The sequence below is a fragment of the Marinobacter sp. L-13 genome (assembly GCF_056857715.1).
This window is the reverse complement of record NZ_JBSXNQ010000060.1, coordinates 57,724-71,182: the sequence shown is the minus strand read 5'-3', so window position 1 is coordinate 71,182 and position 13,459 is coordinate 57,724. Positions and strand designations below refer to the sequence as shown.

At 53.8% G+C, this 13,459-nt stretch carries 15 protein-coding genes; 4 read left to right on the top strand and 11 right to left on the bottom strand.

Annotated features, from left to right (window positions below):
• The coding region (locus AC13DD_RS14745) for a transposase (RefSeq protein ID WP_482931362.1) at positions 1-363 on the bottom strand (363 nt) is incomplete at its 3' end.
• 51 nt (positions 364-414) lie between these two features.
• Between AC13DD_RS14745 and AC13DD_RS14740 the strand changes: the two genes are divergently transcribed.
• A complete protein-coding gene (locus tag AC13DD_RS14740; protein ID WP_482931367.1) occupies positions 415-759 on the top strand; it encodes an EAL domain-containing protein in 345 nt (114 codons plus the stop codon).
• A gap of 301 nt (positions 760-1,060) precedes the next feature.
• Here AC13DD_RS14740 and AC13DD_RS14735 read toward each other — a convergent pair whose 3' ends face one another.
• The 8 genes from AC13DD_RS14735 to AC13DD_RS14700 form a co-directional block, all read right to left on the bottom strand.
• Positions 1,061-2,338 (bottom strand): TRAP transporter large permease, encoded by a 1,278-nt coding sequence (locus AC13DD_RS14735; RefSeq protein ID WP_482931361.1) that lies wholly within the window; start codon positions 2,336-2,338, stop codon positions 1,061-1,063.
• Positions 2,338-2,862 (bottom strand): TRAP transporter small permease, encoded by a 525-nt coding sequence (locus AC13DD_RS14730; protein ID WP_482931360.1) that lies wholly within the window; start codon positions 2,860-2,862, stop codon positions 2,338-2,340. The genes AC13DD_RS14735 and AC13DD_RS14730 overlap by 1 nt, the downstream gene beginning before the upstream one ends.
• Before the next feature lie 67 nt (positions 2,863-2,929).
• Entirely contained in the window at positions 2,930-3,907 is a 978-nt protein-coding gene (locus AC13DD_RS14725) for a TRAP transporter substrate-binding protein (protein WP_482931359.1), read from the bottom strand.
• A gap of 185 nt (positions 3,908-4,092) precedes the next feature.
• Positions 4,093-4,887 (bottom strand): 2-oxo-3-hexenedioate decarboxylase, encoded by a 795-nt coding sequence (gene dmpH / locus AC13DD_RS14720; protein ID WP_482931358.1) that lies wholly within the window; start codon positions 4,885-4,887, stop codon positions 4,093-4,095.
• A complete protein-coding gene (dmpG, locus tag AC13DD_RS14715) occupies positions 4,884-5,921 on the bottom strand; it encodes a 4-hydroxy-2-oxovalerate aldolase (protein ID WP_127329868.1) in 1,038 nt (345 codons plus the stop codon). Before dmpG ends, dmpH begins: the two co-directional genes overlap by 4 nt.
• A 13-nt stretch (positions 5,922-5,934) precedes the next feature.
• Positions 5,935-6,870, bottom strand: a complete 936-nt coding sequence (locus AC13DD_RS14710; protein ID WP_482931357.1) for an acetaldehyde dehydrogenase (acetylating) — start codon at positions 6,868-6,870, stop codon at positions 5,935-5,937.
• A 23-nt stretch (positions 6,871-6,893) separates the two neighbouring features.
• On the bottom strand, positions 6,894-7,682 hold the full coding sequence (gene dmpE, locus AC13DD_RS14705; protein WP_482931356.1) for a 2-oxopent-4-enoate hydratase: 789 nt from the start codon (positions 7,680-7,682) through the stop codon (positions 6,894-6,896).
• A gap of 47 nt (positions 7,683-7,729) precedes the next feature.
• Positions 7,730-7,924: a tautomerase family protein gene (locus AC13DD_RS14700; RefSeq protein ID WP_482931355.1), complete on the bottom strand. Its 195-nt coding sequence runs from the start codon at positions 7,922-7,924 to the stop codon at positions 7,730-7,732.
• 244 nt (positions 7,925-8,168) lie between these two features.
• Here AC13DD_RS14700 and AC13DD_RS14695 point away from each other — a divergent pair, with 244 nt between their 5' ends.
• Together AC13DD_RS14695 and AC13DD_RS14690 are read left to right on the top strand one after the other, a co-directional pair.
• The gene (locus AC13DD_RS14695) at positions 8,169-8,840 is read left to right on the top strand and encodes a cupin domain-containing protein (RefSeq protein WP_482931354.1); all 672 of its coding nucleotides are present in this window, start codon (positions 8,169-8,171) and stop codon (positions 8,838-8,840) included.
• 72 nt (positions 8,841-8,912) lie between these two features.
• Positions 8,913-9,755 carry an IclR family transcriptional regulator gene (locus tag AC13DD_RS14690; protein ID WP_482931353.1) on the top strand — a complete coding sequence of 281 codons (843 nt, stop codon included), beginning with the start codon at positions 8,913-8,915 and terminating at the stop codon, positions 9,753-9,755.
• A gap of 202 nt (positions 9,756-9,957) precedes the next feature.
• Here the strand turns inward: AC13DD_RS14690 and AC13DD_RS14685 are convergent, their stop codons facing one another.
• Positions 9,958-10,851 (bottom strand): LysR family transcriptional regulator, encoded by an 894-nt coding sequence (locus AC13DD_RS14685; protein ID WP_482931366.1) that lies wholly within the window; start codon positions 10,849-10,851, stop codon positions 9,958-9,960.
• 181 nt (positions 10,852-11,032) lie between these two features.
• On the opposite strand from AC13DD_RS14685, the gene AC13DD_RS14680 reads away from it, so the two are divergent.
• Positions 11,033-12,022: a zinc-dependent alcohol dehydrogenase family protein gene (locus AC13DD_RS14680; protein WP_309045940.1), complete on the top strand. Its 990-nt coding sequence runs from the start codon at positions 11,033-11,035 to the stop codon at positions 12,020-12,022.
• Between the two features lie 202 nt (positions 12,023-12,224).
• Here AC13DD_RS14680 and AC13DD_RS14675 read toward each other — a convergent pair whose 3' ends face one another.
• On the bottom strand, positions 12,225-13,223 hold the full coding sequence (locus tag AC13DD_RS14675; protein WP_482931352.1) for a lipid A deacylase LpxR family protein: 999 nt from the start codon (positions 13,221-13,223) through the stop codon (positions 12,225-12,227).
• Between the last annotated feature and the right edge of the window lie 236 nt (positions 13,224-13,459).

The window sequence follows — 13,459 nt, the reverse complement described above, 5'->3', positions numbered from 1 at the left end:
GACACCGCGCAGGTAGAGCCAGGGGATGAGTTCATCCAGACTCTGGGCCCGCTTCAAATACGGTGGCAGGAGCTGAGTGTTGAAGCGAATGCGGGAGCCGCTGCGGTCCCGGACCTTGCGCAGCTGAACGTCAACATGTCCAACGCGTGTCTGAATGGTTCGCTTTGGTAAATGACCGTTCCGGACTACCGCCTTGCGACCATCGGGTGTCAATACACCGGCGTACTGATGCAGTAGCCCCTGAAGCTCAGACTCGACAGCCCGCGCAATCAGGTCACGGGCACCCTGTCGGATCAGATCGTGCAAGGGATCGTTCGTGGTCGCGTCTGGTTGTGAAAGAGCATGCAGGTTAGACTTGGACATGGCGTATCCATCCTCTGTTGCTTGTGATCTTGGTGGTGATCAACCAACAGGATACGCCATCCTTTCAGCCTGCTTCCATACACCAGAAATCACCATAACTCGTTCTCGCTTCTCGCTCTTCAGGAGTTCGAGATGGACAGCGTTAAGATAGACAGAGAGTTGATCAGGAACGCTGGTCAAGGTGGCAAACCGGACCGTGTTCTGGAGGGAATTATCGTTATGGCTCACGCGATAGACGTTCGAGTGGTTGCAGTTGGCGTTGAAGCGGACGAGCAGTTGCAATTCCTCTCGCGTGCTGGCTGCGACTATGTCCAAGGCTTCCTGTTCTCTAAGCCCTTAACGCAGGACGATTTCGAAGCGTTTTTAACACATGAACGTCAGGGAAAGTTACCTTGATAGCAGTTGCATAGATCTATTTCCGATCAGGGCACAGTAATGTCGATTAGTGTTGACCCTTTCCCCGTAGTCCGGTAGCCAGCGGCAAACTCCAGTGGTGTCTGGTAGCTCAACGCTGAACCGTCCGTGGAAACGGGGTAGAACCCCCATCCGTCAGCACCGCACGTACGTGGATGGAGTTGATCCCAACGTTTAATCCGACTTCTTAACCATTCCAGAGAACCGTTCACCTGAAATGGATCAGACAAAGGTCTTTACTTCGCTGAAGATGACTTAGCACCACCTCGGGCCAACACCCATCTCAGAAGTTAAAAAATCTGGGCAAAAACAACACTAAGTCGGGGACCAATGTGATAAGTACCAGCACCAATAAACAAATTCCTAGCAGAGGCAAACTAGCCTTTGCGACTTTTTCAATTGGCAATTTGGCAATGGAACATACAATAAACAGGCAAAGGCCAATCGGAGGAGTCGCCAAACCGATCACAAGATTCATTACCACAATCACCCCCAGATGAAGCGGATCAAGCCCAATTACGTCACCTATCTCCAGTAGAACCGGCACTACGAGTATTAAAGCACCGATTGGTTCCATCAAAGCTCCCAGAATCAGCAGCCCGACGGTGATCATTGCAAGAATGACGTATTTATTCTCACTGATGGAAAACATGGCTTCAGCAACCTGCTCGGGAATCTGTTCGATACTGAAAACAAATGAAATAATACTGGCCATCGATACAACAAGAAGTATCACCGACGAAATGACGCTAGTGTTATAAAGTACTCGGACAAGAGACTTCCACGTTAGCGACCGATACACCACAGCCGAAATAAACAAGGCATAGATGCTGGCTACAGCTGCTGCTTCGGTTGGGGTAAACACTCCAGACAAAATACCGCCGAGGATAATCACAGGAAGCATTAGAGCAGGCCATGCACCCATGGCTGCACTGTAGATTTCACTTCTGCTGGAAGCTTTTTCCCTGGGATAGTTTCTCTTGTGTGCCACCCACACTGCGTGCAGCATCAGCCCCACACCAATCAGGATTCCAGGCACAATTCCAGCCAGGAACAGCCCGGCAACCGAGGTGCCACTGAGCACTGCAAATACAATCATTTGAATACTAGGTGGTATGATCGGGCCGATCACCGAACTGACCGAAGTAAGAGCAGCGGCATATTCCGCGTCGTACCCAGCCTTTTTCATACCCGGCACCAAAACTGATCCGAGGGCTGCGGAATCAGCAGTGGCAGAACCGCTGACTCCGGCAAACAGCATGCTGGAAAGCACATTCACCATGGCGAGCCCCCCACGAAACCGGCCGACCAATACCTGACAGAAGCGAATGATCTTGTCGGTAATCGATCCGGCATTCATGAGATTTCCTGCCAAGATGAACAGGGGCACCGTCAGCAGTACGAACTGGTCAACACCCGCTATCATTCTTTGGGGAAAGGCAGCAATTAGGTGCATCTGATCGTTGAAGAAAATGAAGGCAAGAGCTGAAAGCCCGAGCACCACAACAATCGGCACACCCGCAACCAGAAATACGGCAAATGCAGACAAAAATGCGCCCATCAGGATTCTCCTGCCATAAGTTTACGGACGGACAAAAAAGTACCTACCATAATATGAGGAATCATTAAGCCGCAGCCGACAGGAACTGCGAGATACACGAAATAGAGAGGAACCTGCAAAGCACTGGAGGTCTGCACCATATTCCACTCAGCATAACTGTAACCAAACCAGGCAAGGAGCCCGAACAATATGATAGAGCACAGGGAACCCGCGACTGTCAGAACAGATCTTGCCAAGATTGGGAGTTTTTCGGAAAGTGCTTCAATGGCAATCATTTCCCCTCGACGGAATGAAATACCGGCAAAAAGAAAGGTAATCCAAATCATCAAAAACCTGGCCAGTTCATCCGACCACGATAAGGAGTCTCCCAGTACGTAGCGGGCGAATATTTGCATCGCAACCACCACAACCATAGTTCCCATCAAAGCCGCTCCTAAATAATAGAGCGCCCTTTCGTATATACAGTTAACCCAGATTAAGCCACGCATCATGGGAGACTTGGCCTGTAACGTTTGAGCTGTCATGAGTTCAGAACTCCAGAAACCTGGAACACTCCGGGGCCAATATACCCCGGAGCCATGGCAATTTTGATTATTGTGATTCTACCTGTTCGACGAAGGCCTTAATGAGCGGATGTTTTTTGGAGTAGTTATCTATAACAGGCTGGACTGCCTCTCTCAGATCACTGGAGGAAGAAACTTCGTGAATCTCAAAGCCCGCTTCCAGCAGTGCCTTTTCAGCAACCACTTCCTGCTCTTCCGCAGCAGCAATCTGTCGCGCAATGGTGTCATGCGCTGCATCAATCAGAATGCTCTGTTGCTCTTCACTCAAACGTTCAAAAAACCGGGGGTTGATCACCATGACACCAGGCCAAAAATAATGCTTGCTCCGAGTCATATGGTCCGCAACTTCGTAGAGTTTTTCGCTGTACACAGAGGTGATATTTATCTCCGCGCCATCGAGTACACCTGTTTGAAGCGAGGTATAGATTTCACCATAAGCCATCGGAGTTGGGCTTGCCCCTATAGCCTTCCATATATCCAGATGCAACGGAGCAGGCACAACGCGAATTTTTAGACCCTTCATTCCTTCGAGATCGGTTACTGCACTGTCAGAAACAAGTAGGTTGCGCAAACCACCCTCGTAATAACCCAGTCCCTTCAGCCCGAGTTCATCAAGAGAGTCAAGCATGTCAAACGCCACCGGAGAGGTCAGCGCCTGCGACAAATCATCATAGCTATCGATCAAGAAGGGGAGCTGAAGTGCGTCCATTACCGGCGTAAAGCCGGAGAAAACCGCTGACGAAATAATAGCGGCATCCACTGTCCCTAAACGAACCCCTTCGATAAGCTGCTTATCGTCGCCCAATTGACGGGCAGGGTAAATTTTGACATTCAAGTCACCGTTACTCCGTTCCTTCACTTCCTTTTGGTACATTTCCGCACCAATATGAAAGGGATGGCTGTGTTGGGTCACATGACCGAGCTTAATCGTCGTTTCTGCAACTGAAGTTTGCGCACCAAACGCAAGAGTTGCCACCGCTAGGAAGCTTGATAGTAATCTTTTCATCGTGTTGTCTCCTAAAGAAAAGCCGTCACTAACTTAGCCTCGGGCTTACTGGGGTTTTATGTTTATTTTAAGCAAGCACACTTTTCTCAGTGTTCTTACGGAGCATCCAAGTGCCGCAATTTAACCACAGCACAACAGGAACCTTTATTGTTTATGGCAACTCCAAGTTGAGTCGCTGGATTAAATTATTCGAATCGTCCGGATACTGTTCCCAGCCCCTGGTAACGCACGGTGATGTTGTCGCCGGGCTCCACGGCAATAGCCGCAGTGATACCGCCGGTCATGATGAAGGTGCCGGCCGGGATGTGTTCGCCCCGCTCTGCCAATAGGTTTGCCAGCATGGCCACACTGGAGGCCGGATGGCCCAGCACGGCGGCACCGGCACCTACGTCGACCACTTCGCCATTCTTCTCGACCACAACACCCAGGGTTTTCAGATCCACATCGGCGACATCTGCCATCTGGCCGCCAGTAATAAAGCGGGTAGACGAGGCGTTGTCCGCAACCACGCTCACCAGGTCGAACTTGAAGTTCTCGTAGCGGGAGTCGATGATTTCCACGGCGGGAATTACGAAGTCCGTTGCCGCCAGTACCTGGCCGATATGGCAGCCCGGGCCCTTCAAGGGCGCCTTGGTAACAAAGGCAATTTCGGCCTCGATCTTCGGGTGAATCAGCTCTTTGGTATTGACCACGCCACCGTCCGGCACACTGAAATAGTCCGCCAGGAAACCATAGATCGGGGTCTCCACACCCATCTGGGCCATCTTGGCCCAGGAGGTGAGGCCCATTTTCATACCCACGATCTTGTTGCCACGTTCTTCCTTGCGGCGGCGGATCTCCCACTGCACGTCGTAGGCATCCTCGAAGGTCATGTCCGGGTAGTCGTTGGTGACCTTGGTGATATCGTGTGCCTGCAGCTCGGCGTTTTCCACGTGTTCGGCCAGGGCCAGCATCTGCTCGCGGCTTAGTGTCTTGCTCATGCGTTCTGCTCCTTCTGTGCCGCCAGCAGATCCAGCGCCACATCCACAATCATGTCTTCCTGGCCACCCACCATGCGGCGTTTGCCCAGTTCAACGAGAATGTCCACGGTCTTCAGGCCATACTTCTGTGCCGCCACTTCGGAATGGCGCAGGAAGCTGGAGTAGACACCGGCATAACCAAGCGCCAGGGTTTCACGGTCTACTCTGACCGGGCGGTCCTGCAGCGGACGGACAATGTCGTCGGCCGCATCCATCAGGGCGTACACGTCGGTGCCGTGCTCCCAGCCCATCTTGTCGAAGGCGGCGATGCACACTTCCAGCGGCGCGTTGCCGGCGCCGGCGCCCATGCCGGCCAGGGAGGCATCCACCCGATCACAGCCTTCTTCCACCGCCACGATGGAGTTGGCCACACCCAGCGCCAGGTTGTGGTGGGCATGAATGCCGGTTTCGGTTTCCGGCTTGAGTACGTCTTTCAGCGCCCGGAAGCGGTCGCGGATGTCGTTCATGTTCATGGCGCCGCCGGAGTCGACGACATAAAGGCAGGTAGCGCCGTAGTCTTCCATCAGCTTGGCCTGTTCCGCGAGCCCCTGCGGGGTCTGCATGTGGCTCATCATCAGGAAGCCGACGGTGTCCATACCGAGTTTTCTGGCGTGTTCGATGTGTTGTTTGGAGACGTCTGCTTCGGTGCAGTGGGTGGCCACCCGCACGATTCTGGCGCCGGCGCTGTAGGCGTTGTCCAGGTCGTGGACGGTGCCGATGCCCGGCAGCAGCAGGGTGGCGATCTTGGAATGGGTAACCACTTCGGCCACCGCTTCAATCCACTCCAGGTCGGTATGGGCGCCGAAGCCGTAGTTGAAGCTGGAACCTTGAAGGCCGTCACCGTGGGCCACTTCGATGGAATCCACCTTGGCCTTGTCCAGCGCGCGGGCAATGTCCTGCACGTTCTTGATGGAGTACTGGTGACGGATGGCGTGGCTGCCGTCCCGCAGGGTCACGTCGGAGATGTAGAGTTTCTTGCCGGGATTAAAGGTCATGGGTTGTTCCTCCTCACTTGACCAGCGATTCGGCGATGCGCTCGGCGGTGCCGAGGGCCGCGGAGGTCATGATGTCCAGGTTGCCGGCGTAGGCCGGCAGGTAATGGGCGGCGCCTTCCACTTCCAGGAAGATGGAGGTCTTCAGTCCGCTGAAGCGGCCCAGGCCCGGGACGTTCATGGGCTGGTCTTCCGGAATTACGTCAAACTGCACTTTCTGCTTGAGGCGATAGCCGGGCACGTAGCTGTTAACGGCCTTGACCATTTCTTCCACCGAGGCTTCCACTTCCGCCTGGTCGGCGGCATCGGAGAGCACGTAGACGGTGTCCCGCATCAGCAGGGGCGGCTCGGCCGGATTGAGGATAATGATGGCCTTGCCCTTCTGGGCGCCGCCCACCACTTCGATGGCCTTGGAGGTGGTTTCGGTGAATTCATCGATGTTGGCGCGGGTGCCGGGGCCGGCCGATTTACTGGATATAGAGGCAACTATCTCCGCGTAATGAGCCTTGGCCACGCGGGACACTGCCGCCACCATGGGAATCGTCGCCTGGCCACCGCAGGTGACCATGTTGACGTTGCCTTCCTTCAGGTTCTGCTCCAGATTCACCACCGGCACGCAGTAGGGGCCGATGGCCGCCGGGGTCAGGTCCACCATGCGGATATCCGGTTTGTGCTCGCGCAGGAGCTTGTCGTTCTGAATGTGCGCGCCGGCGGACGTCGCATCAAACACAATGTCGATGTCGGCAAACTCCGGCATCTTCACCAGGCCCTGAACGCCCTCGGAGGTGGTGGCCACGCCCATACGCTGAGCGCGGGCCAGGCCGTCCGATTCCGGGTCGATGCCAACCATGGCGCCCATTTCGATGTGCTGGCCGTTGCGCAGAATCTTGATCATCAGGTCGGTGCCAATGTTGCCCGAGCCAATGATCGCGGCTTTGATTTTCTTGCTCATGATGTTGTCCTCTCTAATCTGGATCAGGCGAAGCGCACGGAGGCACTGCCGATGCCTCCGATATCAACGCGCATGTAATCACCGGCCTTGACCGGCTCCAGCGGAACCAGTGAGCCAGAAAGGATAACTTCGCCGGCTTTCAGGGTGATTCCGAACTCGCCCAGGGTGTTGGCCAGCCAGGTCACGCAGTTCACCGGGGAACCCAGGGCCGCAGCACCGGCGCCTGCACTCAGCACACTGCCGTTCTTTTCCACCACCATGCCGCAGGTCACCAGGTCTACCTTGCGGGGAGATACAGCCTGGTCACCCAGCACAAACAGACCACAGGAAGCGTTATCCGCCACGGTGTCCTGAATCGCGATCTTCCAGTCCCGGATACGGGAATCGACAATCTCGAAACAGGGCATAACGCATTCAGTAGCGGCCAGCACATCAGCGTTAGTGACGCCGGGGCCGGTCAGGTCTTTTTTCAGGATGAAGGCAATCTCACCCTCGGCACGGGGAGCGATCAGACGGTCACTGATACGCACAACTTCGCCACTGTTGAACACCATGTCGTCGGTCAGATACCCGAAATCCGGCTGGTGAACGTTGAGCATGTTCTGCACCGCCTTGCTGGTGACGCCGATCTTCTTGCCGATGATCGAGGCGCCATCCGCCAAACGGCGTTCCAGCATGCGCAGAGAAATGTGGTAGGCGTCGTTAATGGTGATGTCTTCGCCGCGGCTGGTCACCGGGGAAACGGCTTCCCGGCTGAGCATGGCCTGGTATAGCTCATCACCCAGTTCGTTGACTCTGTTCTGGTCAAGCATCTTCTAACTCCCCCGAGGCACCTAGTGCCTTAAAATTGGTTGCCTCATCAGCGTTGGTTTTTACTGCTCTTCAGCTTGTCACCTACGGCAAATCTCGTTGGCGGCACTTCACTAACCACTACCCTGACCGTTTCGATGGGACATTCGAGCGAACTGCTTACGGTGCGAGCTACTTCCTGGATACAGCGCTGAATGCTCTCTTCTTCCCGACCTTCCACAATAGTGATCTGAACAATTGGCACGCTTCATCTCCTCAAAATCAATACACCATCTACGTATTGATGACCAATACTGACGTATCGTTTTGTCGATTATAACCAAATTTTTAACTGCTATGTCAACACGAGATGCTACAATCGAAACGGTTGTATCGATGAGCAATATTCGGTAGCCTTAATAAAATAAACTGAAAGCGACTCTGGACAAGGACTGTCGATCGCCTATGACCGTAACCGAAGGGATTTGTGAACGATTAGAGGTAGGTATATGAATAATTACTTCCTAAGACTGTATGAAGACCGATTTCCACCGTCTAATGCTCCGGTCTTTTTACCTTCCGCTAACCGAGCCATTTATGTCCGAGACGGTAGCGTGACCATTGAGTCCTGTGACGGATGCCAATATCAACCAACACATACCGGCTGGGTTGGAAGCGGAGAGACATCTTTGGTTTCCGGCCCTGAAGGCGCTACAATTTGGCGCTGGGAGCTGGCCAGCACTCCAGCAGAGCTTCAGGCGGAGCTGCGATCTTCGCCACTCTGCCAATCTACGTTGAAACTGGACAAGGAAATTGAGCTGGATCCAGGTTATTCATGGCTAATGCGTTGTGACAGCGTCGGATTCCCTCCCGGCGGCGTTGCTCTGACCCATGTACATCAGGGGCCTGGAATCCGCTGCGTTTTAAAAGGTAATATCACCATCGAAGCGGAGGGTGAGGTAAATAGCTATGGGCCCGGAGGGGCTTGGTTTGAGCGTGGAACCGCGCCAGTGCTTGCACCGACCACTGAAGAAACTGACACCATCTTCATTCGATGCTTCATACTACCGAGAGCTTGCAAAGGCCGGAGCTCCATCCGCTACGTAAAGGTAGAAGACGCTGCCGTGCCCAAGGTTCAAACTTACCATGTGTACGCCGAACAGTTTATAGAACTTCCATAAAGATCCAAGAAACCGGCCGATTAAGCATTGTAACTTGTCGGCCCTTTACCTGTGAGCGAAATGATATAGCCTATGGACAAGGACGAGACCACATATACTGCCTCGCGGGTCGTCGGACAGAGAGCAAAGTCGAACTCCAACAACGAATCATCGGTAGGCGAAACACTCCCCAACAGTATTGTTGCGTTGAAGGTTATTGAGTCACTTGCACAATCCGGTGGTGAATGTGGAGTGACCGATCTGGCCAACTCGCTTAGTATGCCGAAGGCTCGTGTCCACAGGCACCTTTCAGCTCTGCGTGATAACGGCTATGTCGCTCAGAATCCAAGAAATAACCAGTATAGTGTTGGCTGGAAACTGTATTTACTCGGGCAACAACTAGTAAATCACTACGATGTTGTGAGCCTCGCAAAGCCCGTTATGAAAGCTCTGAGGGATAAGGTTGGCCAAACGGTCGTCATTTCAACGTTCACCGATACCGGAATGGTTGTGCTGGACTTTTTGCCAGGGAGCACCGAGCTTGAGATCGTCATGCGAGCAGGAACTCGTTTCAGCTTCAACTCCGTAGCACAGGGCAAGGTTGCCATGGCGTTTGGCCCGCCTGGACTGATGGAACGGGTTATCGCCGAAGGTCTGAAAGCAAACACTCGTCATACAATAGTCGAACCAGAGCGGCTTCGGGCAGAAGTTGACCTAGTTCGACGACGAGGCTGGGCAGATGCTCCCGAAGAAGTATTTACGGGCATTAACGCGCTTTCAGCACCGGTGTTCAATGCTGATGGTAGCTTGTTTGGCACACTAGTGCTCACAGGCTCCATTCATTACCTTCCTTCCACGCCGGAAAAAGCTACAGTGGAAGCTCTGCTAAGTGCCGCCTCAGAGATTTCTCGCTCAATTGGGTACGACCCGACTTAACTACCGCACGGGATCCAGAATAAGCGAGACCGGTAACCCGCAGGTTACAAGGCCATATTCCATTTGATCGATTGCCGAACCATTGAAGCGGTTCATCATCCTTCAAAACTGGGTCGAAAACCGACTCGAAGTAGAGGGTCGCGAATGTCCGCTTTTGTTTAGCCGAGTCGACCGGCCCAAGGAGAATTAATCCAGATCAACATTATTTACCCCTAGCTCCGAATGCCACTACAGAGAAATCCAGGAAGCTGCGCAGTTTAGGAGTCATCCGGCGGTCTGGGGTGTATAAAATGTGCAACGGCGACGCAGGCACAGAATATTGACCAAGTAGCCTCACAAGAGTCCCATTTCTCAGCGCCTCCCCGACTAATTCTAGTGGCTGCAGAATAACACCTAGTCCAGCTACGGCCGCCGCCAGTAAGGGGTCACCCTGATTAATGGTCAATCGGCTTGTAATTGGTACATCTATCCGTCCCTCAGGACCGTCAAAACTCCAGCTCGAACGACCATCGGAGTAGCCGAAGCCGAGGCACTCATGTTGCTGGAGATCCCAGGGTGTTTTGATGGGGGGCCACCTCTCCAGATAGGACGGAGCGGCACACAGAACCAGCTGATAGGGCACGAGCGGAATTGCCTTTAGGCCACTGTCTTGCAGCACACCGATCCGAAACACGGCATCGTAACCGCCATCAACCACGTCGACCAGTTCGTTCGACAGTGTCAGGTCCAGTGACACCTGAGGGTATTTGACCATGTACTCAAGAAGACGCGGGGACAAAGCGTGAATGCCAAAGGTGACGGGGGCGTTGATCCGCAAGCGGCCACTAGGTACGCCACGGGCCTCAGCAGCTAAGCTCTCTGCAGCGTGCATATCTGCCAGGATCATCTTTGCGCGCTGGTAAAATGTCCGGCCGAAATCGGTGAGGCTCTGCCGACGTGTCGTTCGATTCAGCAGAGAGACTCCTAGGTGCTGCTCAAGCATTTTTACCTGCTTGCCAACCAGTTGAGGGGACATATTGAGGTCATCAGCAGCGGCACTGAAAGATCCCAACTCCACGGCTTTGACAAACGTAGCCATCTGAGACAGGCGATCCATTATAAAACCCATGTTTCTAATCTTGAGCCAACATAGGGCTTTATCAACTACCGGGCAACCTCTAAATTGTCGCTTACACCACGAGAGCGTACGGAACCAGCGTTGATATATGAGAAGCATTCCCATCACTCTGCCCAATGCGCCCTCTTGCCTGGCCTTAACGACGAAAGGGGTAACCTCAATGGCACGAATTGTAAGAATCCATGAATACGGTGACGCTAGCGTCCTCAAGCTGGAAGAATTGGACGTACATGCACCGGCAGCAGACGAGATCCAAATTGGTGTTAAAGCCATTGGCTTGAACCGCGCCGAAGTGATGTTTCGTAATCACGCTTACCTGCAGGAGGCCGACTTTCCCAGTCGCCTTGGCTACGAGGCCGCAGGCCTTGTAACGGCTGTTGGTAGCGAGGTAACGGATATCAAAGTGGGAGATTCCGTCGCTTTGATTCCCCCACTGGATATAGCACGTTGGGGTACATACGGCGAATTGGCCAATGTGCCGGCTCACCTTGTGGTCAAGAACCCAGCGAACCTGTCCTTCGAAGAGGCCGCTGCATCCTGGATGCAGTACGTTACGGCCTGGGGCGCCCTTATTGAGCAGGCGAAACTGCAGGAAGGCGACTTTGTTCTGGTCACTGCCGCTTCCAGTAGCGTCGGCCTGGCTGCCTTCCAGATGGCTCGCATGGTCGGCGCTACACCAATAGCGATTACCCGCACCCGTGCAAAGAAACAAGCGCTTCTGGATGCTGGAGCAGCTCATGTCATCGTGAGCGATGAAGAAGATATCGTCGAGCAAGTCATGGCGTTGACTGACGGGCAAGGTGCCCGCGTCGTGTTCGATCCTGTTGGTGGCCCAGCTTTCGAGCCACTCACACAGAGCATGGCCCGAGGCGGCATTCTTCTGCAATATGGCGCATTGAGCACCGAGCCAACCCCGTTCCCACTGTTTACCGTTCTGGGTAAGAGCCTGACTCTCAAGGGCTACCTTTATGCGGAAATCGTTGCTGACCCCAGCGCTCTCGCGAGAGCCAAAGCGTTTATTCTTGAGGGTTTGGAATCCGGAGCGCTCCGACCACTCATTGCAAAAACCTTTGCGCTGGACGAGATCCAGGAAGCACATAGATTTCTGGAAGCTAATCAGCAGATTGGAAAGATCGTAGTGACGGTTTGACCATTTAAAAGTGAGGCTGGCATCGGCTCCTCGCGAATGAAAGAAGCTTTCAAGGCGAGGGCTGCGTGACCAGCCTCAAATACCAAACAAGACGATGAACATGAAAAATGGCTGTAAGTGGGTGGCTCTGAAATGTTCGCTTTTGTTTAAAGCGGAAACAAGCGCCACCACATCCCGTAAGCAACGGTCAAAACCGACCTCTCTATATTGCCCAAGAAACTGACAACGTCCCAAAGCTGAAGTTGTCTTTATGGCGCTCGTCTTCGCTGGTTGAGGCACGCAGTGTGACAGAGGCCAGCAGGTGATCCCACTGCCAGGTAGCGCCCAGACCAAGCTGACCAATCAGCGGCCCTTCGTCGAAACGGTAAGCCCGGGCATTGTCGTCGATGTAGGAATAGCCTACATACTCCAGGCCCAGCCCCACATATACAGACCAGCTACTGCCTGAGTCCTTGAACGAGCCCGGCAAAGCAATGGTTGGGGAGGTACCAGCGTAGTCCGGCACAAAATTTATAGGAAGGTGTCTGCCAAGCTGCCAGACCAACCCGGTTTTAGCAGAGGTCCGAAAACTCGACAGTAGTCCGGACGCAATCACCGACAAGCGCTGTTCAATGTCACCGCGCTGCCCGAGTTGCAGCAGTTTTCGGCCATGCGCAGCCTGAATGCCACCCACCACATCCGTTCCAAGCTGGTTGCCCCACCCTTGCGGCTTGTCGCTTCCAGTGGCTTTGTGAACCCATTTCTGAACCGACTCAGCACCACTTTCCGGACCAACAACACCAATATGAGCACCAAAGCCGGTAATCGTATCTGCATTCCAGCTCCAGAGTGTGCCGCTGAGCGACAGGTGGCCAGCATAGGGAATATCGTCGAACTGCGGACCTTTAACCGTAATATTTTCAGGCGTAACCATGAATTGCCGCAAACTCACCGTTCCAGCATGTTCTGAATCGGAAGCACCAATACCTGGCAGAAACCGCAGCTCATCGCGCAGAATCCGGGCAAATCTTGCCGACTTTCCATCGTCCTCGCCAACGGTGTCCGTCAGATACGACAAGCGTACGCCGTTTGTATATCCACGATCTGTTCCAGTAAGCAGGTCGTTGTCCCAGGACAGGTTAACAACTTCTGCCCTGAGGCTGATTGGCAGAACACTAATAACGAAGAGCAACAGGAAGGCACATTCGCAGCGACGACTCAAATCCCGTATCTCCGGTTGGCACAAAGAGTAACTACTATGGACAACTGTCAGGTCTCCTAACGCCGATCAAAGCGCGGCGGAAAAAGGCTCACATTCAACGCATCGTCAGAGGACGCTTCGGCGGCCAGTCATTTCTCGACAATCGCTTGAATCTCCCCCTGGCCCACAAAGCGCTACCCCCCTTCATCTAATAGGTAGCGGAGGATTTCTGGGTGGGGACTCCTGTGGCCAAAGCG